Origin of the sequence: Microbacterium sp. NPDC006705, assembly GCF_044903545.1 — a bacterium.
GTDB lineage: Bacteria > Actinomycetota > Actinomycetes > Actinomycetales > Microbacteriaceae > Microbacterium > Microbacterium plantarum.
On record NZ_JBJDQQ010000001.1, the window covers coordinates 1,102,987 to 1,125,755 of the forward strand.

20 protein-coding genes are annotated in these 22,769 nt (G+C 71.2%); 4 read left to right on the forward strand and 16 right to left on the reverse strand.

The annotated features are described in order from the left end of the window. Positions 1 to 4: 4 nt before the first annotated feature. From ACI2K6_RS05290 to gabT, 6 genes are read right to left on the reverse strand one after another with little or no spacing between them, the layout of a single operon-like run. Positions 5 to 1,471 (reverse strand): NAD-dependent succinate-semialdehyde dehydrogenase, encoded by a 1,467-nt coding sequence (locus ACI2K6_RS05290; RefSeq protein WP_274178527.1) that lies wholly within the window; start codon positions 1,469 to 1,471, stop codon positions 5 to 7. Beyond that, positions 1,468 to 3,027: an APC family permease gene (locus tag ACI2K6_RS05295; protein ID WP_404568217.1), complete on the reverse strand. Its 1,560-nt coding sequence runs from the start codon at positions 3,025 to 3,027 to the stop codon at positions 1,468 to 1,470. Before ACI2K6_RS05295 ends, ACI2K6_RS05290 begins: the two co-directional genes overlap by 4 nt. Continuing rightward, on the reverse strand, positions 3,024 to 3,926 hold the full coding sequence (locus ACI2K6_RS05300; RefSeq protein WP_404568218.1) for a universal stress protein: 903 nt from the start codon (positions 3,924 to 3,926) through the stop codon (positions 3,024 to 3,026). The genes ACI2K6_RS05295 and ACI2K6_RS05300 overlap by 4 nt, the downstream gene beginning before the upstream one ends. Continuing rightward, positions 3,923 to 5,281, reverse strand: a complete 1,359-nt coding sequence (locus ACI2K6_RS05305; protein ID WP_274178524.1) for an NAD(P)/FAD-dependent oxidoreductase — start codon at positions 5,279 to 5,281, stop codon at positions 3,923 to 3,925. The genes ACI2K6_RS05300 and ACI2K6_RS05305 overlap by 4 nt, the downstream gene beginning before the upstream one ends. Next, entirely contained in the window at positions 5,274 to 6,770 is a 1,497-nt protein-coding gene (locus tag ACI2K6_RS05310) for an amino acid permease (RefSeq protein WP_404568219.1), read from the reverse strand. Before ACI2K6_RS05310 ends, ACI2K6_RS05305 begins: the two co-directional genes overlap by 8 nt. Positions 6,771 to 6,772: 2 nt before the next feature. Beyond that, complete coding sequence (gabT, locus tag ACI2K6_RS05315; protein ID WP_404568220.1) at positions 6,773 to 8,131, reverse strand: 4-aminobutyrate--2-oxoglutarate transaminase; 1,359 nt, start codon at positions 8,129 to 8,131, stop codon at positions 6,773 to 6,775. Positions 8,132 to 8,221: 90 nt separating this feature from the next. On the opposite strand from gabT, the gene ACI2K6_RS05320 reads away from it, so the two are divergent. Continuing rightward, the gene (locus ACI2K6_RS05320) at positions 8,222 to 9,742 is read left to right on the forward strand and encodes a PucR family transcriptional regulator ligand-binding domain-containing protein (protein ID WP_404568221.1); all 1,521 of its coding nucleotides are present in this window, start codon (positions 8,222 to 8,224) and stop codon (positions 9,740 to 9,742) included. A gap of 8 nt (positions 9,743 to 9,750) precedes the next feature. Here the strand turns inward: ACI2K6_RS05320 and ACI2K6_RS05325 are convergent, their stop codons facing one another. The 6 genes from ACI2K6_RS05325 to ACI2K6_RS05350 are packed head-to-tail and all read right to left on the reverse strand — an operon-like array spanning position 9,751 to position 14,728. Then, entirely contained in the window at positions 9,751 to 10,599 is an 849-nt protein-coding gene (locus ACI2K6_RS05325; RefSeq protein ID WP_114588107.1) for a MurR/RpiR family transcriptional regulator, read from the reverse strand. After that, the gene (gene phnE / locus ACI2K6_RS05330; protein ID WP_112616846.1) at positions 10,589 to 11,422 is read right to left on the reverse strand and encodes a phosphonate ABC transporter, permease protein PhnE; all 834 of its coding nucleotides are present in this window, start codon (positions 11,420 to 11,422) and stop codon (positions 10,589 to 10,591) included. Before phnE (ACI2K6_RS05330) ends, ACI2K6_RS05325 begins: the two co-directional genes overlap by 11 nt. Continuing rightward, positions 11,419 to 12,219: a phosphonate ABC transporter, permease protein PhnE gene (gene phnE, locus ACI2K6_RS05335; RefSeq protein WP_114588108.1), complete on the reverse strand. Its 801-nt coding sequence runs from the start codon at positions 12,217 to 12,219 to the stop codon at positions 11,419 to 11,421. The genes phnE (ACI2K6_RS05330) and phnE (ACI2K6_RS05335) overlap by 4 nt, the downstream gene beginning before the upstream one ends. Beyond that, entirely contained in the window at positions 12,216 to 13,034 is an 819-nt protein-coding gene (gene phnC, locus ACI2K6_RS05340) for a phosphonate ABC transporter ATP-binding protein (RefSeq protein ID WP_112616842.1), read from the reverse strand. Before phnC ends, phnE (ACI2K6_RS05335) begins: the two co-directional genes overlap by 4 nt. Then, the gene (phnD, locus tag ACI2K6_RS05345) at positions 13,031 to 14,005 is read right to left on the reverse strand and encodes a phosphate/phosphite/phosphonate ABC transporter substrate-binding protein (protein WP_112616840.1); all 975 of its coding nucleotides are present in this window, start codon (positions 14,003 to 14,005) and stop codon (positions 13,031 to 13,033) included. The genes phnC and phnD overlap by 4 nt, the downstream gene beginning before the upstream one ends. 57 nt (positions 14,006 to 14,062) lie before the next feature. Continuing rightward, on the reverse strand, positions 14,063 to 14,728 hold the full coding sequence (locus tag ACI2K6_RS05350; protein WP_323987321.1) for an HAD family hydrolase: 666 nt from the start codon (positions 14,726 to 14,728) through the stop codon (positions 14,063 to 14,065). Positions 14,729 to 14,808: 80 nt separating this feature from the next. Here ACI2K6_RS05350 and ACI2K6_RS05355 point away from each other — a divergent pair, with 80 nt between their 5' ends. After that, positions 14,809 to 15,465: an amino acid deaminase gene (locus ACI2K6_RS05355; RefSeq protein ID WP_404568222.1), complete on the forward strand. Its 657-nt coding sequence runs from the start codon at positions 14,809 to 14,811 to the stop codon at positions 15,463 to 15,465. 19 nt (positions 15,466 to 15,484) lie between these two features. Here the strand turns inward: ACI2K6_RS05355 and ACI2K6_RS05360 are convergent, their stop codons facing one another. Continuing rightward, positions 15,485 to 16,915, reverse strand: a complete 1,431-nt coding sequence (locus ACI2K6_RS05360; RefSeq protein WP_114588209.1) for a helix-turn-helix domain-containing protein — start codon at positions 16,913 to 16,915, stop codon at positions 15,485 to 15,487. A gap of 185 nt (positions 16,916 to 17,100) precedes the next feature. Here ACI2K6_RS05360 and aceA point away from each other — a divergent pair, with 185 nt between their 5' ends. After that, positions 17,101 to 18,408: an isocitrate lyase gene (aceA, locus tag ACI2K6_RS05365; protein ID WP_114588110.1), complete on the forward strand. Its 1,308-nt coding sequence runs from the start codon at positions 17,101 to 17,103 to the stop codon at positions 18,406 to 18,408. Between the two features lie 32 nt (positions 18,409 to 18,440). Continuing rightward, positions 18,441 to 20,096 carry a malate synthase A gene (gene aceB, locus ACI2K6_RS05370; protein ID WP_337994956.1) on the forward strand — a complete coding sequence of 552 codons (1,656 nt, stop codon included), beginning with the start codon at positions 18,441 to 18,443 and terminating at the stop codon, positions 20,094 to 20,096. 37 nt (positions 20,097 to 20,133) lie between these two features. Here aceB and ACI2K6_RS05375 read toward each other — a convergent pair whose 3' ends face one another. The 3 genes from ACI2K6_RS05375 to ACI2K6_RS05385 all read right to left on the reverse strand — a co-directional run bounded on the left by ACI2K6_RS05375 (position 20,134) and on the right by ACI2K6_RS05385 (position 22,766). After that, positions 20,134 to 20,757, reverse strand: coding sequence for a hypothetical protein (locus tag ACI2K6_RS05375; protein ID WP_404568223.1), 624 nt, complete (start codon positions 20,755 to 20,757; stop codon positions 20,134 to 20,136). A 201-nt stretch (positions 20,758 to 20,958) separates the two neighbouring features. Further along, entirely contained in the window at positions 20,959 to 21,594 is a 636-nt protein-coding gene (locus tag ACI2K6_RS05380; protein WP_404568224.1) for a response regulator, read from the reverse strand. Next, positions 21,591 to 22,766: a sensor histidine kinase gene (locus ACI2K6_RS05385; RefSeq protein WP_404568225.1), complete on the reverse strand. Its 1,176-nt coding sequence runs from the start codon at positions 22,764 to 22,766 to the stop codon at positions 21,591 to 21,593. The genes ACI2K6_RS05380 and ACI2K6_RS05385 overlap by 4 nt, the downstream gene beginning before the upstream one ends. Positions 22,767 to 22,769 lie beyond the last annotated feature (3 nt).

Below are 22,769 nucleotides of genomic sequence, written 5' to 3' on the forward strand. Positions count from 1 at the left end.
CTCGTCAGTCGGCGGGGATCAGGGTGTACTTCGTCGAGAGGTATTCGTGGATGCCCTCGAGTCCGCCCTCGCGCCCGATTCCCGACTGCTTCACACCACCGAACGGGGCCGCCGCGTTCGAGACGACTCCGACGTTCAGGCCCATCATGCCGGTCTCGAGGCGATCGATCATCCGGTGGCCGCGCGCGAGATCCTGCGTGAACACGTACGACACCAGTCCGTACTCGGTGTCGTTGGCCAGGCGCACGGCCTCGTCCTCGTCGGAGAAGGTCGCGATCGCCAGGACGGGTCCGAAGATCTCCTCGCGCAGGATGTCGCTGCCCGCGGCGACCTCGGTCACGACCGTGGGCTCGAAGAACGTCCCCTCCCCGTCGATCGCCGAGCCGCCCGTGCGCACCGTGGCGCCCCGCGCGACGGCGTCCTCGACGAGCGCGCCGGTCTTCGCGACCGCCTTCTCGTCGATGAGGGGCCCGATCTGCACACCGTCCTCGGTACCGCGACCGATCTTCATCGCCGAGACGCGCTCGGTGAGCCGGTCGGCGAACTCGTCGGCGATCGACTCGTGCACGATGAAGCGGTTGGCCGCGGTGCAGGCCTGCCCGATGTTGCGGAACTTCGCGAGCATCGCGCCCTCCACCGCCTTGTCGAGGTCGGCGTCGTCGAACACGACGAACGGGGCGTTGCCGCCGAGCTCCATCGAGACCCGCAGCACCCCTTCCGCCGCCTGCTCGATGAGCTTGCGTCCGACCGGGGTCGAGCCGGTGAACGAGAGCTTCCGAAGCCGGGGGTCGGCGATGATGGGCGCGGCGACCTCGCTCGAGCGCGTCGCGTTGACGACGTTGACGACGCCCGCCGGGAGGCCCGCCTCTTGCAGGATCTGGACGAACAACGTCGTGGTGAGCGGCGTAAGCGCCGCGGGCTTGACCACGACGGTGCACCCGGCCGCGAGCGCCGGAGCGATCTTGCGCGTCGCCATCGCGAGCGGGAAGTTCCACGGCGTGATGAAGAACGACGGGCCGACGGGACGCTGCGAGACGACCATGCGGCCGGTCCCCTCGGGGTTCAGGCCGTAGCGGCCCGAGATGCGCACCGCCTCCTCGCTGAACCACCGTAGGAACTCACCGCCGTAGACGACCTCGCCGCGCGCCTCGGCGAGGGGCTTGCCCATCTCGAGCGTCATCAGCAGCGCCAGGTCCTCCTTGCGCTCCTGCACGAGGTCGAACGCGCGGCGCAGGATGTCGCTGCGCACGCGCGGCGCGGTGGCGGCCCACTCCTCCTGCGCCGCGACGGCAGCGTCGAGGGCGCGGATGCCGTCCGCCGGCGAGGCGTCGGCGATCTCGATGAGCGTGCGGCCGGTCGAGGGGTCGGTGACCGGGAAGGTCGCGCCGCCCTCCGCATCCACCCACTCGCCACCGATGAAGAGGCCGCGTTCGATCCCCGCCAGCAGTCGTGTCTCGTTCTCGTGCGTCATCGCGCCGCTCCTCTCGCGCGCCGGCTCACCGGCGCATCCTTGGTCAAAGTCTCGCCCCGGAAGAACGCGGGGCGCTTCACGGCCTGCCACACCATCACGACGACGCCGACGAGGATGACTCCCACGCCGAGGATGAACACCAAGCCGATGCCGCCGATCTGCGATCCGCTGCCGTACGCGGGATCCATCGTGTCGATGAGCGTCGTGACGAACAGCACCGCCAGGATGACGCCGCCCACGAGCGGGAAGAGGAACGTGAAGAAGACGTTCCGCACCGAGTCGAACCACTGGCGCCGGAAGTACCAGACGCAGGCGAATGCCGTCAGGCCGTAGTAGAAGCAGATCATCATGCCGAGCGCGAGGATGGTGTCCCACAGCACGTTCTCGCTGACGATACGCATGACGACGTAGAAGCCCGATGCGACGATCGCCGAGACGATCGTGGCGTAGCCGGGCGTGAAGAATCGGGGGCTCACTTTCGCGAAGCTCTCGGGGAGGGCGCCGTAGTGGCCCATCGCGAGCAGTGTGCGCGCCGGCCCGACGAAGGTCGACTGGAGCGACGACGCCGAGCTGGTGAGCACCGCGAGCGAGACGAGGAACGCCAGCGGGCCGAGGATCGGGCCCGACAGGTGGAAGAAGACGTTCTCCTGGATGTCCTCGTTGCCGAGCCCGAGCTCGCCCGTGCCGACGCCGGCGAACATGATCATCGCGATCGCGAGCAGCAGGTAGAGGGCGACGATCATGACGACCGTGATCGTCGCGGCGCGTCCCGGCGTGCGCTCGGGGTCCTTCGTCTCCTCGTTCATCGTCAATGTGACGTCCCAGCCCCAGAAGATGAAGATCGACAGCGAGAGCCCGGCGGCGAACGCACTGAACGTCGGCACCGCGAACGGGTTGAACCACGACCAGTCGAACGCCGTGGCGTCGAAGGCGTTGCCCGACACCGACTCGACGATCGCCGCGATCGCGAACAGCACGAGGACGACGACCTGGAAGGCGACGAGTCCGTACTGCAGCTTCTGCGTCGTCTGCATGTCGCGGTACGAGATGAACGTCGCCGCGGCGACGAACAGGACGCAGACGAGGACGTTGATCCAGACCACGGAGGCGAGGCCGGCAATCGACTCCTGTCCGGTGAGCTGGGCGATCAGCAGGAAGAGGAAGTCGACGGCGACCCCCGCGAGGTTCGAGAGCACGAGGATCGTGGCGGCGACGAGCCCCCAGCCGGCCATCCACCCGATCCACGGGCCGAAGGCGCGCGTCGCCCACGTGAAGCTCGTACCCGAGTCGGGCATGCGGTTGTTGAGCTCGCGGTATCCGAAGGCGACGAGCAGCATCGGGATGAAGCCGACGAGCACGATCGCCGGCACCTGAGTGCCCACGACGGATGCCGTCGGCCCGACCGCCGCGGTGAAGGTGTAGGCCGGGGCGATGCAGGAGATGCCGATGACGACTGCTCCGATGAGGCCGACCGTTCCGGCGCTCAGCCCCTTCCGGGAGATGCCGCCGGTGACGGGGTCGCCCGCGGGCACCCCCGCCTGTTCTGCTCGGGTCATGCGCTCGCTCCTTCGCGGTCGCTGCGGGTGCGGGGCACCACGATCATGGGGGCGGTGACGACGCGCAGCATGCGCGCCGCCGTGGAGCCGAGGAAGAGCCGTCGCGGCTGCGCGAGACGGCTGGAGCCGACGATAACGACCTCGCCGGCCTCCCATTCGAGGTGCGACACGGCGTCCTCGATGCCGTCGCCGGCCGCGACCACGGCGGTGACCTCGGCCTCGGCCGGAAGAGCTCCGCGGACCTCGTCCAGGACCTCCTGCGCGTGGTTCTGACCGACCGTGCGGATGGCCCCGGTGTCGAGGCCCGCGGGCAGGTCGAGGGCGACGAGCGAGAGCAGCCGCACCGGCGCCGCGGTCGCCGCGGCGAGCCGGATGGTCGCCTCGACGAGGAGCTCGGTGCCCTCGCGCTCCCCCACGGCGGCGGTCAAGCGCGTGATGCCGGTCTCGACCGGAACCCGGCGCGCGCCGCGCGGAACCAGGGCGACCGGCACGTCGGACGAGTGCACGAGCTCGGTCGTCGTCGTGCCGAGCCGGTGCCGGCCCCGATTGCCGCCGTCGGCGGCCCCGACGACGATGAGTGACGCGCCGAGCTCATCGGCCGCGTCGATGAGCCCCGCGGCGACCGACTCGCCGTAGCGGACGTGTGCGCGGTGCGACACACCCTCGGGCACCTCCGCGGCGCCCTCCCGCAGCCAGCCGGCGGCCTGCTCGCGCAGCAGCCGTTCGTAGCCCGCGTCCGGCGGGACGACCCCTGGCTTCTGGGCGGGGAGCACGAGCACGAGGTGGAGCGCGGCCCCGGATGCCGTCGCGAGGCGACTCGCGAAGGCCACGGCATCCCGCCCCGCCTTGGTCGCGGTGTATCCGACGACGATGCGGCCGCCGGACGCCGAGCGGCTCATGCGCGGTCCGCTTCGAGGATCTCGTCGGCGACGCGGTGGCCCATGCGGATCGCTCCGTCGACGTGCTGGTAGCCGAGTCCGGCGAGATCGCTGCACGCGACGTGCAGCGGTGCGACGAGCTCGAGCTGCTCAGCGCCGTAACGGGTCAGGCCGCCGAGGTCGAAGCTCGCGGCGTAGGCGCCGCGCGTCCACTCCTCGCTGCCCCAGTCGCTCTCGTAGTAGACGATCGGGTTCTTCGCCTCGGGTCCGTAGTAGTGCGAGAGCGACTCGAGGATGCGCTCGCGCCGCTCGTCCGCGGAGAGGCGGAAGAGGTCGTCCGCGTTCTGGTCGGACACGAACCCGACGAGCGTGCCCCGCTCGTCGCCGTGGTTGGTGTTGTCGTACGCCTCGTGCGACAGCTCGTACGGGCTGAAGGCGGTGCCCGACAGCCCCTGCTCGCGCCAGAACGGCCGGTCGTAGACGGCGTGCACCTTGATGACGAAGCCCATCGAGAAGTGCTGGTGCATCTGGTGCTTCAGACGCGGCAGCGGCGGCGAGAACGAGATGCGGTTGTAGAGCACCGGCGCCAGAGCGAGCACGACGTGGCGTGCCCGCACCGTGACCTCGTCGGTGCGGACGACCGCACCCGCGTCGGAGTACTCGATCGAGCGCACCGGCTGACCCAGCAGGACGTCCTCGCCTAGCCGCTCCGCGAGGCGCAGCGGCACCTGCTGCAGACCTCCGACGACGCGCTTGTCGAGGATGAAGTCCGCATCGACCAGGTGCGAGTACGAGCCCGCCGACGCCGCCATGAGCAGCGACTGGAGCAGCGAGAAGGTGTGCGTCGGCTTGGTGAGCATCGCCGATCCCGTGGCGAAGGCGAGGTTGCGCACCGCCTCGTCGTCATCGGTCTGCTGACGCAGCCACGCGTCCCACGAGATGCGGTCCCACTCGGCCGCCTTCTCGTGCGCCCACGGCCGGTCGGGGTCGATCTCGGCGACCATCTCGTCCAGCCGCGCGGTGATCTCGTCGATGACGCGCTCGGTCTCCGGCGCCACCGGGAACATCTCGCCGCGGAAGCGCCGCGCCTGCCCGTCCGGACCGACGTACACGCTGTCGCCGTCGCGATACCGCGTGTACGTCTCGAGTCCGAGGTCGGCGAGCGTGTCGATCAGCGCGTGCTGGTCGGGCGAGACCCACTGTCCGCCGAGCTCGAGCATGGCGCCGTCGATCTCGTCGGTCCACAGGCGTCCGCCGACGCGGTCGCGCGCCTCGAGCACGACGACCGACAACCCGGCCTTCCTCAGGTCGTTCGCGGCCGTCAGTCCGGCCGCGCCGGCTCCGACGATCGCGACGTCGCGGGTGATCTCAGTCATTTCCGACTCCTTCGTTGGCAGAACCCGTGACCGGGGCGACACTCTCCCGGTCGAGCCGACGGGCGCGCAGGTTGCGGCGCACGAGCGGCCAGAACACCAGTAGTACACCGGTGGCGATGAGACTCGTCCACACCTGCGAACGCCCCGACTCGGTCGTGAGCATGACCACCACGACGGCGGCGATCGCGACGATCAGGAAGATGTTGAGCCACGGGTGCAGCCACATCTTCAGCTTGAGCGCGGCCACCTCCTCGGGCGTCATCCGCTGACGCAGGCGCAGCTGGGTGAGGGCGATGAAGACGTACACGAAGAGCGCGACGAGGCCGGCCGAGTTCATGATGAAGTCGAAGATGCCCGACCCCGGCGTGAGGAAGTTCACGAGCGTCGCGATGAGCCCGCCGATGGTCGAGGCCAGCAGCGCCATCACGGGAACGCCGTTGCGCGAGCGCCGCGCGACGAGCTTCGGGGCGAAGCCCTTGTCGGCCAGCGCCGAGAACATCCGCGAGGCCGAGTACAGGCCCGAGTTGAGGACCGAGATGACGGCCGTGAAGATCACGAGCTGCATGATGACGTCGGCCCCGGGGATGCCGAAGCGCGACAGCGCGACCGTGAACGGCGCGTTCGCGACATCCGTCGGCGCCGGCAGCTCATCCCAGGGCACGACGGTGACGATCACGAGCACCGACCCGACGAAGAACAGCAGGATGCGCCAGATGATCGTGCTGGTCGCCTGCCGGATGCCCTTGGCGGGATCGACGGATTCGGCCGACGCCATGACGGCGATCTCGGTGCCGAAGTACGAGAAGATCACGAGGGCAACGCCGGTGAAGGCGACGCCGATGCCGTTGGGGGCGAACCCGCCGTGCTCCCACAGGTTGGGGACGGCGAAGGTCGCCTGCGGCCACAGCCCGAGGGCGAAGAGGATGCCGGCGCCGAGGAACACGACGATAGCGAGCACCTTGATGCTGGCCAGCCAGAACTCGACCTCGCCGAACGTGCGGACCGAGATGACGTTCGTGCCGACGAAGACCCCGAGCAGGATCAGCGACCAGCCCCAGGAGGGGATGACCGGGAACCAGGTGTGCATCGTCTCGCCGCCGAGCACCGCCTCGTAGGCGAGCACGCCGACCCAGAAGTACCAGTAGAGCCAGCCGACGAGATAGGCAGCCCAGTCACCGAGCCCGACGCGGGCGTACTCCATGAACGAGCCGATCGCCGGACGCGACGCCGCCATCTCGCCGAGCATGCGCATCGCGAGGAAGACCAGCAGACCGCCCAGCAGGTACGACAGGACCGCGGCCGGCCCGACCGTGCGGATGACGTTGCCGGATCCGACGAACAGGCTCGCGCCGATGATGCCGCCGAGAGTGATCATCGTGACGTGGCGCGACCGCAGCTTGTTCGAACGCGCCTTCGTCACCGCCCCGAGCCCCGCGGACGTCTCGGGCGAGACCGGGTTCTCCCAGCCGCTGGAGCTCGGGGCCGCCACGCTCAGGCCCGCCCGAGAGCCGCGGCGATGACGTCGAGACCGTCGTCGAGCAGCTCGTCGCCGATCGAGAGCGGCGGAAGGAACCGGATCACGTTGCCGTAGGTGCCGCACGTGAGGACGATGACGCCCTCCGCGATGCACGCCTTGGCGATCGCCGAGGTCAGCGCGGCGTCGGGGGCGCCGGTGGCGGGGTCGACGAACTCGGCGGCGATCATCGCGCCGAGCCCGCGCACCTCCCCGATGCGGGGGTCGCTCTCGCGCATCGCGTTGAGACGAGCTGTCAGGCGCGCCCCGATCTGCTGAGCGCGCTCGATCAGGCCGTCGTTCTCAAAGGCGTCGATCGCGGCGAGGGCCGCCGCGCAGGCGACGGGGTTGCCGCCGTACGTGCCGCCCAGGCCACCGGGGTGCGAGGCGTCCATGAGGTCGGCGCGGCCGGTGACGGCCGCGAGCGGCAGGCCCGCCGCGATGCCCTTCGCCGTCGTGATCAGGTCGGGGACGATGCCGAAGTGCTCGCTCGCGAACATCGCACCGGTGCGGGCGAAGCCGGTCTGGACTTCGTCGGCGATGAACACGACGCCGTTCTCGCGGCACCAGTCGGCGACCGCCGGCAGGAACCCGTCGGCGGGGACGATGAACCCGCCCTCGCCCTGGATGGGCTCGATGATGACGGCGGCGAGGTTGTCGGCTCCGATCTGCTTCTCGATCTGCGAGATCGCGCGGGCCGCGGCATCCGGGCCCGACAGTCCGTCGCGGAACGGATACGACAGCGGCGCACGGTAGACCTCGGGGGCGAAGGGCCCGAATCCGCTCTTGTAGGGCATCGACTTCGCGGTGAGCGCCATCGTGAGGTTCGTGCGGCCGTGGTAGCCGTGGTCGAAGGCGACGACCGCCTGACGGCCGGTCGCCTTGCGTGCGATCTTCACGGCGTTCTCGACCGCTTCGGCGCCCGAGTTGAACAGCGCGGTCTTCTTCTCGTGGTCGCCGGGGGTGAGCCGGTTGAGGGCTTCGGCGACGGCGACGTACGACTCGTACGGCGAGATCATGAAGCAGGTGTGGGTGAACTGCGCGACCTGCGCCTGCACAGCGGCGACGACGGCGGGATGCGCGTTGCCGACCGAGGTCACGGCGATGCCCGAGCCGAGGTCGATGAGCGAGTTCCCGTCGGCGTCGACGACGACTCCGCCACCCGCGGCGACGGCATGGATCGGCGCGGTGTGGCCGACACCGGCCGGGACGGCGGCTGCCTTGCGTGCCAGCAGCTCCTCGGAGCGGGGTCCGGGGATCGCGGTGACGACGCGGCGCTCCTGCGGGAGGGTCGGGCCGCCGAGGGGGATGATCGGCGTCGAGGTCGTGGTGCTCATTCCGCGACAGTAAGACGCGCATCGCGCAACCCGCATTCACCGGGTTGTACAGTGATGCCACCTCTTATCGCCAGCACGTACAGGATGCCGATGCCCGCCGCCGCTCCCCCGTCACCGACGATCCGCGCCCTGCTGGCCCGGCGTGAACTCGATCTGCGCCTCGCGACGCCTGCCGACGACGCCAACCTCGACGCGCCGGTGCGCTGGGTGCACAGCTCCGATCTTGCCGACCCCACCCCCTTCCTCTCGGAGGACGTCGTCCTGCTCACGACGGGCACCCAGTTCGCCGGGGACTCCGATGCGGATGCGGAGGTGGAGGCCTATGTCAGCCGCCTGCGGGCGCGCGGTGTCCGCGGGCTCGGCTTCGGCACGGCGGTGGTCCGCGACGGCATCCCCGATTCCCTCCGGCTCGCCTGCACGACGGCAGGCATGCCGCTGTTCGAGGTGCCGTATCGGACCCCGTTCATCGCCGTCGCCCGAGCCGCCGCGGAAGCCATCGCCGCGCAGGCGTACGCTCGGCGCAGCTGGGCGCTGGACGCGCAGCGCGCCCTCGCGATCGCCGCCCTGCGGCCCGACGGGTTCGACGCGACGCTGGCCGAGCTCGCGCGCCAGCTCGGCGCGTGGGTCGGCCTCTACGACGCCTCGGGGACGCTGACGCACGAGCACTCCTCCGCCGGGTCCGCGGTCGACGGCGATCTGCGCGGGGCCGTCGGAGCAGAGGCTGCGGCACTGCTGCGACGGGGAGGGGGAACTGGCGCGGCGATGCGGTTGGCGGGCCATCCGGTGACGCTGCAGACGCTCGGCTCGGGGGGGCAGCGCGGCGTCCTCGTCACTGCCTGCGCCGAACTCGACCAGGACGCCCGCGCCGTCGTCACCGCCGTCGTCGCGACGACGGGCCTCGCTCTCGAGCAGCGCCGGATGACCGCGGGCGCGTGGAGCGGGCTGCGCGCTGCGCTCGTCGACCTCCTCGCCGACGGGCACCTCGCCCTCGCACGGAAGGTGGCGACCGATGCCTGGGGCGGCTTCCCCGCCGCGCCCTACGTCGTCGCGGTGGCGGATGCGCACGCGCCGACCGGCGCGCGCGAAGTGCTCGACAATCACGCCGCAGGCGGCCGGCTGTTCTACGGTCGCGACGAGGACGGCGTGCTCCTCATCGTCGGGACGAACGAACGGCACCTGCTCGACGAGATCGCCGCGCGGCTGTCGTGGCGACTCGGGACCGCGGCGGCCACGACCGACGACGACGTGACGGCGGCCCGCGACCGGGCCCGGCTCGCGCGCGACCGCGGGCGTCCGGGTGCCGTCACCGATGTCGTCGATGCTCCAGGCGACCTGCTCGACGATCTCGCGACGGCGCCCGCTCGCGCCCGCGCCGGAGCCGAGCTCACCCCGCTACGCACCCACGATGCACGTCACGGCACGGCGCTCGAGGCGACGCTCGTCGCCTGGCTCGACCACGACGGCGCTCACGAGTCGACGGCGCGCGCCCTCGGCGTGCATCGACACACCGTCCGCACGCGCATCGCCCTGGCCCAGCGCCTGCTCGGCCGCGACCTGTCGAGCTTCGCCGACCGCGCCGCCGTCTGGACGGCCCTCCGCCTCTCCCCCTGACCCCGTGCTCAAGCCCCGAGATTGTCGGAGAGGACCTCGAGCACCTGCGCGCGCACGGCGCTCGCGCCGCCGGGCAGGCGCGCGGCCACCTCGTCGGCGAGAGCCTCGACGAACAGCGCGTGCGCGGCCCGCGACGTGTGCTCGAGCTCATCGCGGAAGCTCGTCCCCGCCGGCGCGATGACGAGCGCGTGCGTGGCTCGTTCGACGAGCGGGGATGCCGCGAACGAGGTGATCGCGATGACGACGGCTCCCCCGGTCGCGGCCGCCGCCGCGGCCCGCAGACTCGCCTCGTTCGCGCCCGAGCCGCTCACGACGATGCAGACGTCACGACTGCCGAGCTGCCGAGCGGAGATCTGCTGCGCAATGACGTCGGCGATCACCTCGGCGGGCCGCCCCACGGCGGTCAGGCGCATCGCGAGATCGCTCGCGACCGGCGACGAGAGTCCGTTGGCGACGACCAGCAGCCTGCCGGCGCCGACCACAGCCGTCACCGCTCGCTCGACCTCGTCAGCCTCGAGCAGGCTCGTCGACGCCGGCAGCGACGCCGCGGCTCGATCGATCGACCTGCGCACGCGCCCGAGCGCCCCGTCGCCGTGGTCGGATGGCGCCGGCGCGGCCGCTCCGAGTTCGGCGGCGAGCGCGACCCGCAGCTGCGGATAGCCGCGGAACCCGAACGTCTGACAGGCGCGGACCACCGACGAACGCGCGACGCCCGCACGGTCGGCCAGCTGCTGCGCGGTGAGTTCGACCACGACCTCGGGCGCGTCGAGGATCACGTCCGCGACGCGGCGCTCGGTCGGCTGCAGCCCGTTGCGGAGCGCCTGGATGCGCACGGTCGGCGGAGCGTTACCGGACACGTGCGCCCTCCATGATCCGTCGGCGGATGCGGCCCGAGATGCCGTCGATCGTCATCGTGACGACGATCACGACGATCAGCAGCATCCCCACCGTCGACCACTCACGGTACTGGGTGTAGGTCGTCAGCATGTCGCCGATCCCGCCGACTCCGATGAGCCCGAGGACAGCCGACGAGCGCACGTTGATCTCGAAGCGGTAGAGCCAGAACGACAGGAACACCGGGGTCGCTTGCGGCCACACGCCCCATCGCAGCACCTGCGCCGGGCTGCCCCCGGCCGCGCGCGCCGCTTCGATGGGTCCGGCGGGGACGGCTTCAACGGCTTCGTACCCCCACTTGCCGAGGGTGCCGATGCCGTTCACCGCGAGGGCGAGCGCCCCCGTGAGCGGCGTGAGCCCGGTCATCGAGAGGATGATGATCGCGAAGATGATCTCGGGAACGGCGCGAATCGTCGAGAACACGAACCGCAGGATCGAGCGCAGCCATGCCGGACCGAACCCTCGGGCCGCCACCAGGCTGAGCGGTGTGGCCACGATGACCCCGAGCACGGTCCCGACCCACGCCATCTGAACGCTCTGCCAGGTCTGCCACAGAGCGTCCGGCAGCTTCTCCCACGTCGGCGACGAGAACATGAGCCAGCCGTAGCGCACGAGCTCGGCGGGCAGGTCAGCCAGCCGCGACCAGGTGATGTCCACCGACCAGAAGGCCAGGATGACGACGATCGTCACGGCGGCGGCGACCACGGTGCGCACCCGTCGACGCGGGCGGGAGGGCACGGCCGGCGCTGACGTGCGTCGCGGATCGGCGAGAACGGGAGCGGTCATGCGAGCCTCCGTCGCAGGGCGGAGCTGGCGGCGTCGATGACGAGCACGACGACGAGGATCTCCAGGATGATGAGCGACAGCTGGTCGTACCGGTAGAAGGTGCGCACGGCGTCGATGATGAGGCCCATGCCGCCGGCGCCGACGAGCCCCAGGACGGTCGACGCGCGGACGTTGAGCTCGAGGACGTACAGCGTCTGCGCCGCGAACGCGGGCCAGGTGTCGGGCAGGGCGAGGGCACGATTGATCTGAAGCTGCGTCCCGCCCGCGGCGCGGCCCGCTTCGAGGGGCCCCGTGTCCATCGCGTCGATCTGCTCGGAGACCAGCTTCACGATGATGCCGACGTTGAAGATCACGAGGGCGAGGATGCCGGGCAGCGCGCCGACCCCGACCATCGCCACCAGGATCGCCGCCGACAGCAGGTCGGGAACGCTCCGGACGATGTTGAGCATCGCGCGGACCGCACCCCGCAGCACCGGGCGCGGGTTGGTCGGCCGAGCCGCCCACAGACTCAGCGGCAGCGAGAGCGCGGCCCCCACCGCGGTGCCGATCACCGCCATCTGGAGCGTCTCCAGCAGCGGGGCGACGGTCCGCGGGAAGAACGTCCAGTCCGGCTGCAGCAACCCGAGCACCTTGTCGGCGCCGTGCTGCCAGTTGCGCGCGATGCCCGACAGGTCGAGGCCGACGCCGATGCCGGGGAGGCAGGTGACCACCGTGATCGCGGTGACGATCCCCGCGACCAGCCACGGCACCGCACGTCCGCGGGGTCGCGGCGGGACGACGAGTGCGGGCGCGCTCATGCGTCGAGCCGGTCCTCGGCCGTCAGCGATCGCCCGTAGATGCCGGCGAAGTCCGCGTCGGAGGCATCCGCTGCCGGGCCGTCGTAGACGACCTCGCCCGCCCGCATCCCGATCAGTCGCACGCCGTAGGTGCGCGCCAGGTCGAGCAGGTGCAGGTTCACCAGCACCGTGATGCCGAGCTCGGTGTTGATGCGCTGGAGGTCTTTCATGACCCCGTGCGCCGTGGGCGGATCGAGGCTCGCGACCGGCTCGTCGGCCAGGACGATGCGCGGCTGCTGCGCGAGGGCGCGGGCGATCGCGACGCGCTGCTGCTGACCTCCCGAGAGAGCGGCGGCGCGATCCCAGACCCGCGGCAGCATCCCCACGCGCTCGAGCGCCTCGAAGGCGAGGCGGCGGTCGTCGGACCGGTAGGCGCCCAGCAGGGTGCGCCACACCGGGGTATGGGCGAGGCGACCGACCAGGACGTTGTTGAGCACGCTCGTGCGACCGGCGAGGTTGAAGCCCTGGAACACCATGCCGATGTCGCCGCGCAGGCGACGCAGCTCGCGCCCACGCGCCGTGTCGACGCGCACGCCGCCGACCTCGAGCACGCCCGAGGTCACGGGGACGAGGCCGTTGATCGTGCGGATGAGGGTCGACTTGCCCGATCCCGACAGCCCGACGACGGCGACCATCTCGCCCGCACCGATCTCGAGCGAGACCCCGCGCAGGCCGAGAGTGCCGTTCGGGTAGCGCACCGTGACGTCGTGCAGCCGGATGCCCGACGGCGATGCCGGGGCCGCGGCCCCGGCATCGCGTGCAGTGGTGTCGGTCACTGCAGTCCGAGCGCCTGCGCGGCGCGTGCGACGACGTCGAGCGACGAGGCGTCGGCGGGTGCGAGCTTCGTGATCGAGTAGATGCTCTGCAGCACCTCCGAGCCCTCGGCGGTGTTCGAGAAGTCCTCCAGCGCGGTCGCGATGCGCTCGCGCAGCTCGGGCGAGAGGTCCGAGCTCAGCGCGACACCGTCGTTCGGGATCTCCTCGGTCATCGCGAACACGACGACCTTCTGCCCGACGTCCGGGGTGTCCTTCTTCACGATCGTGCGCGCGTCCCAGAAGCTGAACCCGACTTCGGCGTCACCGTTGTACACGGCGAGCACGGACGCGTCGTTCGCGGTCACGGGCAGCTGATCGATGTCGCTGTCGGTGTCGAGCCCGGCCTCCTGCAGCGCGAGGATCGGGTAGATGTAGCCGGCGGGCGACCCGGGTCCGAGCACGGCGACCTTCGCGCCCTTCACCTTGGTGATCGAGTCGAGGCCCGCGGGACCCGTCATCGCGTCGGCGCCGTTGCAGAAGAGCATCCCGTCGCGCTCGACGGGAGCGTCGTCGCAGTACTTGTCGGGGTTGTTCGTCATGAACTGCGCGGGGTAGCTGATGTTGCCGTTGCGCTCGGTCTGCAGCACGACGTCAGCGCCGTACATGTCGTTGGCCTGCCACAGCTGCAGCGACGGGAGGAAGCCGATCTGCGCCTGGCCGGCGCCCATCGCCTCGACGGCGGCCTGATAGTCCTTCGAGACCACACCGGTGACCTCGATGCCGAGCTCGTCGCTCAGGTAGTCGGTGAGCGGAGCCGCGGTCTCGACGAGCCCGTTCTGGTCCTGCGAGGGGACGAGCGCGAGCACGAGCGACGTCGGGTCGGCGGCGGCCTCAGGGGTGTCACCGGCGGCGGGCGAGCCCGCGCAGCCGGCGAGGGTGATGGCGGCGATGGCGCTGACGGCGGCCGCGGCGAGAAGTCGGGTGGTGCGCATGAGTGGATGTCCTTCGGGTGAGGGGTGGGAAAGGAGTGGTGTGAGAGGTGTACGGAGTCAGGGGGCGGATGCCGCGGCCCACGCTTCGATGCGCGGCAGCAGTTCGGTGAGCGTGTCGGCGTGGAAGGTCGGGGATGCCGCGGCATCCGTCCACGGACCGACGAGCGCGGTGTCGTGTCCGCGCCGGTGCGCGGGCTCGAGGTCGTTGCGCCAGATGTCGCCGACCGCGAGCACCCGGCGGTCACGGACCTCGGGCGCGTCGAGCAGCCGTTCGAGTCCGGCGGGCTTGCCCGCGTCGGTGACGATGCGCGCGAAGGCGTCGCCGAGCCCGAGCGCGTCGAGGGTCTCCGCGACGCGGGTCGCCGGGGCATTGGTGACGAGGACGCACTCGGCCGGCAGGCGTTCGGCGACCGCGGCGAGCCCGACCGGCGCCTCGACGGGAGCGAGATCGGTGCCCAGCAGTGCGCGGCTGTCGAGGTAGGCACGCGACAGCGCCTCGGCGCCGACCCCCGCATCCTCGGCGACGAGGCGGATCACGTCGTACGCGTCGAGGGGCGCCCCGGCCCCGGCGGGTCGGCCACGCAGTCCGTCGTCGACCCGGGCGAGGAACCGGTCGGGCTCGCCGGAGGCAGCGGCGGCAGCACGCGCGTAGGCGAGCACCGGCCCGTCGCCGAGGGCGACGGTTCCGTCGAAATCGAAGATGATGAGAGCAGGGTTCGGCACGGATCGGACTTTCTGAGTGGACGCTTCGTCCATCGTTAGGTGCACACGTGGACACAAATCCCACAGTCGATGAACTGCGGATGAACGAGATCCGACGACTCGATGCGGCGGCCGCGACCGCCGCGCGCGGCGACGCCGGGCAGGCGTTCGACGCGGTGCCCTGGCTCTCGCGATCGATAGCCCAGGATGCGGCATCCGGTCGCTTCGCACGCTGGTCGCGGTCGACCATCGTCGACGAGAACGTCGGTGCGCCCGTGCTCGACCGTGCGGTCTTCGACCGGCTGCACGACCTCGCCGGCGAGCCGAGTGCCTGGCCGGTCGGGAACGCGGGCCTCCTTCACGTGTACGGCTACCTGCTCTCGCTGACGCCGACGCCGTACGGCCTGAAGCGCGAACGCTGGCTCGGCCCCGAGCTCGCCCGCGCGTTCGGGCTCGCCGACGCTGCGTTCGCGCCCTGGGCGGACGGGCCGACGCTGCTCGAACGGGTGACGGACGCGGCGACGAGCCTGCTCCGCTCCCCCGCGGCGGCGCGGTCCGAGGCCGGCGGCGAGTACCTCACCGTGCTGTCGGCATCCACCGGTGCCGCCGCGCTCGTGTACGCGCGTGTCACCGACGACGGCATCCGCCTGGTGACGACCTTCCCCGTCGCCGACGCTGCCGCCGTCCTGACCGCGATCGACACTGCCTCGCCCGCCCCCGGCACCCCCTACCGCCCCCGGTGGAACGCCGCCCCCTGACCCGAGTCGACGGGGTGCTTCAGGAGGGGGCGTGTGCCTCCAGGAACGCGTAGAGGTCGGTCGTGTCGACGCCCGGGAAGGCGCCGGTCGGCAGAGTCGCCAGCAGCGTGCGCGGGGTCTTCACGTTCGGCCACGCGGCGGCACGCCACCGCTCCTCGAGGTCGGCCGGCGCACGTCGGCAGCACACGTCGACCGAGTGCCGTGACACCCCGCGATGGGGTGTGTCGCGCCCGAGGAACCACTTCGTGTCATCGAACCGCACGCCGACGCTGACCGAGTGCGCGCCCTCGCTCGAATGCTCGACGCGAGCCGTGCACCAATAGGTCCCGTTGCCGGTGTCGGTGTACTGGTAGTACGGGTTGAAGCGGTCATCGACGTCGAAGACCGCGCGGCTCGTCCACTCCCGGCAGCACAGCTGCCCCTCGATGGCGCCGAGGCGGTCGGTCGGGAAGTCGACGTCGTCGTTCTCGTACGCCTTCGTGATCGTCCCCGACTCGTGAACCTTGAGGAAGTGCACAGCGATGCCCAAATGCTCCGTCGCGAGGTTCGTGAATCGGTGCGCGGCGGTCTCGTAGGTCACCGAATACGCGTCGCGCAGATCCTCGATGGAAATCGCGCGCCGCTCCTTGGCCTCGCGCAGGGCGGGCGCGGCATCGGCCTCGGGGATCAGCAGGGCACCGGTGAGGTAGTTGGTCTCCACCCGCTGCCGCAGGAACTCGTCGTAGCTGGCCGGCTCGGTGTGACCGAGGATGCGGCTCGACAGCGCCTGCAGCACGGCGGTCCGCGGATCGGCGGACGTCGCGGCAGCGAGGCGGCTCGACAGGTAGAGCCGCCCATGGGCGAGGTCGGCGACGCTTCTGGTCGTCTGGGGCAGATCCGCGACGTAATGGATGCTGAAGCCGAGATGCCCCGCGATGTCGCTCGCGGTGCGCTGCGTCAGCGGCCCGCCCGGGTGCCCGACCGCCGCCAGCAGCTCCCGCGCCTGCTGCTCGAGCTCGGGGAAGTAGTTGTTCTGCGTCCGCATAAGACGCCGCAGGGCGACGTTGGCGCGCCGCGCCTCCTCGGGGGTCGCGGCGCGCTCGTCGTGCAGCCGCTCGATCTCGCCCTGCAGCGCGAGAAGGGCGCGCAGCACCTCGTCGGGCACGGCGCGCGGGATGCGGAACGGCGTGATCCCGGCGCTTCGGAACGTCGGCCCCGCCATCGCGCGGGCGACCTCAATCTCCAGGGCGGCACGGGGATCCAGCTCCTCGGACTCGAGGAGCGCATCGAGCGAGGTGCCGAGGGCGCGCGCGATCGTGCGGAGCAGCGAGAGCTTCGGCTCGCGGCGACCGTTCTCGATCATCGAGAGCTGGCTCGGCGCACGCCCGACGGCAGCGGCGAGGTCGTCGAGGGTCATCCCTCGTCCGGTGCGGATCTGCCGGATGCGCCGGCCGATCGTGAAGGCGTCCATGTCCTCATCGTCGAGCGCCACGCCCGCGGCGGCGACGGCGTCCTTGCGCGTCATGGCGGGATTCTGTCACGAAAGCAGAAGATCGGCCGATCTTCTCCTCGAACCCGGCGGTGCTGCGCCCGGTAGTTCGCCCACAGTGGTCTCCACGACGGGCAGAGCCGCCCGTTCCGACGAAGGAGACCGAGATGACCACGATTCCCGCTCCGGGTCCGCTGCGGCCCGGCGACCAGGTTCAGACCGCTGCCGAGCTCGAGGAGCTGTGGCAGACCGACCCCCGCTGGGACGGCATCGAGCGCACGTACCGCGCAGACGACGTCATCCGGCTGCGTGGCTCCGTCCGTGAGGAGGCCACCCTCGCCCGCCGGGGTGCCGAGTCGCTGTGGAACCTCCTCCACACCGAGGAGTACGTCCGCGCCCTCGGGGCCTACACGGGCGGCCAGGCCGTCCAGCAGGTGCGCGCCGGCTTGAAGGCGATCTACCTGTCCGGCTGGCAGGTCGCGGCCGACGCGAACCTCGCCGGGCAGACCTACCCCGACCAGAGCCTGTATCCCGCCAACTCCGTGCCCGCCGTCGTGCGGCGCATCTCGAACGCGCTGCTGCGACAGGACCAGATCGAGCACGCCGAGGGCGGCCGCACCCGCGATTGGCTCGCCCCGATCGTCGCCGACGGCGAGGCGGGGTTCGGCGGTCCGTTGAACGCCTACGAGCTCGCGGCATCCCTCATCGCCGCTGGTGCCGCCGGCACGCACTGGGAGGATCAGCTCGCGAGTGAGAAGAAGTGCGGCCACCTCGGCGGCAAGGTGCTGGTGCCGACCGCTCAGCACATCCGCACGCTCAATGCCGCGCGGCTCGCCGGGGATGTCGCGGGCGTGCCTGCGATCGTGATCGCGCGGACCGACGCGCTGGGCGCCGACCTCATCACGAGCGACGTCGACGAGCGCGACCGCCCCTTCCTCACCGGCGAGCGCACGAGCGAGGGCTTCTACCGCACCCGCGCCGGGATCGACCCCGTCATCGCGCGCGGCCTCGCGTTCGCGCCCTACGCAGACCTGCTGTGGGTCGAGACCGGCGAGCCCGACATCGAGCTGGCCCGCGAGTTCGCCGCAGCCGTCCACGCGGAGCATCCCGGCAAGCTGCTCGCGTACAACTGCTCGCCGAGCTTCAACTGGAAGCGGCACCTCAGCGACGCGCAGATCGCGACGTTCCAGGCGGAGCTGGCCGAGCTGGGCTACCGGTTCCAGTTCATCACCCTGGCCGGATTCCACGCCCTCAACCACTCGATGTTCGACCTCGCCCGTGGCTACGCCGACCGTGCAATGAGCGCGTACGTCGAGCTGCAACAGGCGGAGTTCGACGCCGAGGCGCACGGCTACACCGCCACCCGCCACCAGCGCGAAGCCGGCACCGGCTACTTCGACGCCCTCTCGACGGCGCTCAACCCCGACAGCGCCACCCTCGCCCTGGCCGGATCGACCGAGGCATCCCAGTTCTGACCCGAGCGTCACAGATCACAGGAGACGAGACCATGACCATCACAGAGACTCAGCGCCGGCGGCGCACCTGGACGGGGCCCGTACCCGTGCAGACGCACGAACCCGCGATCGAGGTGCGCGGCGAGATGCACCCGCGCTTCGACGAGATCCTCACGCCCGACGCGCTCGACTTCGTCACGGCGCTGCACGACCGCTTCGCGGGGCGACGGCACGACCGCCTCGCCGACCGGATGCGGCGCCGCTTCGAGATCGGCAACGGGGCCGACCCATCGTTCCGCAGCGACACCGCGCACATCCGCGAGGACGACTCGTGGCGCGTCGCGGGTGCGGGCCCGGGCCTCGAGGACCGCCGCGTCGAGATCACAGGACCCACCGATCCCAAGATGACGATCAACGCCCTGAATTCAGGCGCCCGCGTGTGGCTCGCCGACCAGGAGGACGCCACCTCGCCGACCTGGCGCAACGTCATCGGCGGGCAGCTGTCGCTGCGCGACGCGATCCGCGGTGAGCTGGAGCACACCGGTCCCGATGGGCGGCGCTACACCGTCACCGCCGAGCGCACGCCGACGATCGTCATGCGCCCGCGCGGCTGGCACCTCACCGAGAAGCACCTCGCCTACACCGACCGCACAGGGCGCACCCTCGACGCCTCCGGGTCACTCGTCGACTTCGGGCTCTATGCGTTCCACAACGCCGTCCGGCTCGTCGAGAGCGGCCGGGGACCGTACTTCTACCTCGCCAAGCTCGAATCCAGCGCCGAGGCGCAGCTGTGGGACGACGTCTTCTCGTTCACGGAGCGCCGGCTCGGACTGGCCCACGGCACCATCCGGGCGACCGTGCTGATCGAGACGCTGCCGGCGGCGTTCGAGATGGACGAGATCCTCTTCGCTCTCCGCGACCACTGCGCGGGTCTCAACGCCGGACGGTGGGACTACATCTTCTCGATGATCAAGAACTACCGCGGACGCGGGGCCCGGTTCGTGCTGCCCGACCGCAGCGCGGTCACGATGACGGTGCCGTTCATGCGCGCGTACACCGAGCTGCTCGTGAAGACCTGCCACCGCAGGGGCGCGCACGCGATCGGCGGAATGAGCGCCTTCATCCCCAACCGGCGGAACCCCGAGGTCACGCGCGCCGCGTTCGAGAAGGTCGCCGCCGACAAGCGTCGCGAGGCCGGCGACGGTTTCGACGGCACGTGGGTCGCGCACCCCGACCTCATCCCCGTTGCGCGCGCCGAGTTCGACGCCGTCCTCGGCGACCGTCCGAACCAGCTCGACCGGCAGCGAGACGACGTCGAGGTCGCAGCATCCGAACTGATCGACTGCCACATCGGCCTGCCGATCACGACCGCCGGTGCGCGCGCGAACGTGTCCGTCGCCGTGCGCTACCTCGAGGCCTGGCTGCGCGGGATCGGCGCGGTCGCGATCGATGACCTGATGGAGGATGCCGCCACAGCCGAGATCAGCCGCTCGCAGATCTGGCAGTGGATCCACCAGGACCGCACGACGGATGACGGCACGCCGATCACCCGCGCCTGGGTCGACGAACTGGTCGACGACGTCATCGCCGAGGTCGAGCGCCGCGACGGCGACCGCTTCGACGATGCCGCGGCCCTGTTCCGCGAGGTCGCGCTCGGCTCCGAGTTCCCCGCGTTCCTGACCCTCCCCGCCTACGCGAAGTACCTCTGAGCCGCCTCCCCTAGCCCCCGTCGGGGCTGGGGGTAGGTCAGGGGGACAGGAGGGGGATCAGAGACGGAGGGGCGGGGCGGGTCTGGAAGTCGCTGCCGACGATGCGCTGACAGCCGTCGAGCTCGACGGTCACAGTGAGAGGCGCGCCGCCCGCGGCGGCCGTGACGTCCGGGTGGACGACGACGAAGCGGGATGCCGTCTCGGAGCAGTGCGCGCCCGCACGCGTCGCGCAGCCGGCCGCCGTCGCCTCGTGCAGTTCGACGCGCCCCGCCCCCGAGAACGTGCGGTCGACGACTTCGAGCCGAGCCAGAGCGGCGAGAGGTTCGTCCTCCTTGGGTCCGCCGCACGCCGTCAGGGGGAACGACATCGGCACGAAGCGTCCCGCCGCATCGGTCGCCCAGATCGCGCGGAACCCGTACCCCACGGCGGGGCAGACCGCTGCCGGCCCAGGATCGCTGGGCGCCGCCATCGCGTCGAGGAATTCCGTGAGGTCGCCCTCGTAGCGCCGCACCTCGTTGCCGGCGATGACGCCGTCGGCATCCTTACGCGTCACGCCGTTGGCGCACTCCAGCACCGCGATGACCTCGAAGTCCTCAGGGACGAGACCGGCGCCGGGAAGCGGGTTGAGGATCGGGTCCGGGCACGACATCGTGTCGGACACGGTCGCCACCTCGCGGACAGGCGGCGGTCCGAGCGGGATCGACGCGCACCCCGCCAGAAGCAATAGCGTGGCGAAGCCCGTGGCCAGAGCCGCCCGCATCCGCATCCCCGCAGCCCTCCCCCGCCCTGTTCCTTCCGTTCCCTCCCACGCTACGACAGCGCCCGCTCCCGCATGTGACGACCCCATAACGGGGGCTTCGGGTCAGGGAAGCAGGCCGCGCTCGAGGGCCAGGGTCACGGCGCGGGTTCGGCTGTCGACGCCGAGCTTGTCGTAGACCCGCAACAGGTGCGTCTTGACGGTCGACTCGCCGATCCCGAGCTGCACCGCGATCTGCCTGTTGCCGTGCCCGGCGGCGACGAGGCGCAGCACGTCGGTCTCGCGCGGAGTGAGAGCGGATGCCGCCGGCTCGGGCTGCCGCATCCGTTCCACCAGACGCACCGCGACGGCCGGCGAGAGAGCCGACTGGCCGGCGGCGACCGAACGGATCCCCGCCACGATCTCCTCGCGCGGAGCCGCCTTGAGCAGATACCCGCTGGCTCCGGCTTCGATGGCGGCGAGGATCTGGTCGTCGCTCTCGTAGGTCGTGAGGATGAGCACCCGCGGCCCCGCGGCCCCATCGCGCGCCGTCACGATACGAGCGGTGGCTGCGACGCCGTCGAGCACCGGCATCCGGAGGTCCATGAGGATGACGTCGGGATGCGCCTCGGTGGCGAGCCGGACGGCCTCGTCGCCGTCGGCGGCCTCCGCGATCACCTCGAACCCGGGCTCGTCGGCGAGCAGACCGACCAGCCCCGCCCGGACGATCGGGTGGTCGTCGACGATGAGCAGACGGATCATGCGCGCACCGCCGCGCCAGCGCTCGGCACAGGCGACCCGGGCAGCCGAACGGAGAGCGTCGTCCCCGAACCCGCGACGGCCGTGATCTCGAGGTTCCCCCCGGCGAGTGCGACTCGCTCGCTCATGCCGTCGAGACCGTACCCGGTGCGCGGAGACGAGACGTCGAACCCGCGCCCGTCGTCCTCGACGACCAGTCGCAGGGCGCCGTCGTCCTCGCGCGTGAGCGCCACCGTGATCCGCGCGGCTCCCGCGTGCTTGCGCACGTTGGCCAGCGCCTCCTGCAGGCAGCGCAGCGCGACGACCTGCGTCTCGCGATCGGCCCCGGAAGCCGTGTCGACGACGGAGATCTCGAGCCCGGTGTCGGCGCGGAAGCGTTCGGCGAGCCGCTCCACCGCAGCGCCGAGCACGGGGTCGTCGGGGACGGCGGCGGTGCGCGCGACGATCGCACGGGCCTCGCCAAGCGCGTCGCGAGCGGCCACCTCGAGGCGCTCGACCGCGGTCGCGGCGCCGCCTGCATCCCCCGCGCGCGAACGCCGCCCGGCTTGTTCGGCGAGCATGACGATTCCCGCGAGGGTCTGCGCGAGGGTGTCGTGGATCTCGCGGGCCAGATGCTCCCGCTCGTCGGCCGCGCCCTTGTCGCGGCTGAGCGCCTCGACCTGCTGCTGCGCCCGGGAGAGCTCGTCGAGCAGGCGCGCACGCTCGGTGCCGTATGCGGCGATCGCTGAGATCCACCACCCCATCGCGATCGAGAACGCAACCGAGAGCACCGCGACGGCAGCTGCCTCCAGCAGCGCGTCGGGAGCGAAACCGAAGCCGCCGGCATACCCGACGAGCATCCCAGCGCCGACCGAAAGCGATCCCACGACACCATCACGGCGCAACGGAGCGAAGATCCACACCAGCGGATACACGATGACCTGCATCGTCGCGAGCGAGACCTCGCCGAACGTCATCGCTGCGATCGAGACCGTCACGACGGCGAGGAACACCGCGAAGCGCCGGGGATCCTCCGCGCCGGCGGAGGGCCGCGCGATCAGATACGCCGCGAGCAGGAGCACCAGGCCCGCGACCGCCCACGGCAGCCGGTCCGTCTCTCCCGCGGCTGCGAGGATGCCCACGCCGAGGGCGAGCACGACACCGACGGCGACATCCACCCAGCTGCGACTGATCACGCT

Excerpts from the sequence above, each read along its gene's own strand:
- ACI2K6_RS05290 (WP_274178527.1), bottom strand. The coding sequence starts at position 1,471 with ATGACGCACGAGAACGAGACACGACTGCTGGCGGGGATCGAACGCGGC.
- ACI2K6_RS05295 (WP_404568217.1), bottom strand. The coding sequence starts at position 3,027 with ATGACCCGAGCAGAACAGGCGGGGGTGCCCGCGGGCGACCCCGTCACC.
- ACI2K6_RS05300 (WP_404568218.1), bottom strand. The coding sequence starts at position 3,926 with ATGAGCCGCTCGGCGTCCGGCGGCCGCATCGTCGTCGGATACACCGCG.
- ACI2K6_RS05305 (WP_274178524.1), bottom strand. The coding sequence starts at position 5,281 with ATGACTGAGATCACCCGCGACGTCGCGATCGTCGGAGCCGGCGCGGCC.
- gabT (WP_404568220.1), bottom strand. The coding sequence starts at position 8,131 with ATGAGCACCACGACCTCGACGCCGATCATCCCCCTCGGCGGCCCGACC.
- ACI2K6_RS05320 (WP_404568221.1), top strand. The coding sequence starts at position 8,222 with ATGCCCGCCGCCGCTCCCCCGTCACCGACGATCCGCGCCCTGCTGGCC.
- phnE (WP_112616846.1), bottom strand. The coding sequence starts at position 11,422 with ATGACCGCTCCCGTTCTCGCCGATCCGCGACGCACGTCAGCGCCGGCC.
- phnE (WP_114588108.1), bottom strand. The coding sequence starts at position 12,219 with ATGAGCGCGCCCGCACTCGTCGTCCCGCCGCGACCCCGCGGACGTGCG.
- phnD (WP_112616840.1), bottom strand. The coding sequence starts at position 14,005 with ATGCGCACCACCCGACTTCTCGCCGCGGCCGCCGTCAGCGCCATCGCC.
- ACI2K6_RS05355 (WP_404568222.1), top strand. The coding sequence starts at position 14,809 with ATGAACGAGATCCGACGACTCGATGCGGCGGCCGCGACCGCCGCGCGC.
- ACI2K6_RS05360 (WP_114588209.1), bottom strand. The coding sequence starts at position 16,915 with ATGGACGCCTTCACGATCGGCCGGCGCATCCGGCAGATCCGCACCGGA.
- aceA (WP_114588110.1), top strand. The coding sequence starts at position 17,101 with ATGACCACGATTCCCGCTCCGGGTCCGCTGCGGCCCGGCGACCAGGTT.
- aceB (WP_337994956.1), top strand. The coding sequence starts at position 18,441 with ATGACCATCACAGAGACTCAGCGCCGGCGGCGCACCTGGACGGGGCCC.
- ACI2K6_RS05380 (WP_404568224.1), bottom strand. The coding sequence starts at position 21,594 with ATGATCCGTCTGCTCATCGTCGACGACCACCCGATCGTCCGGGCGGGG.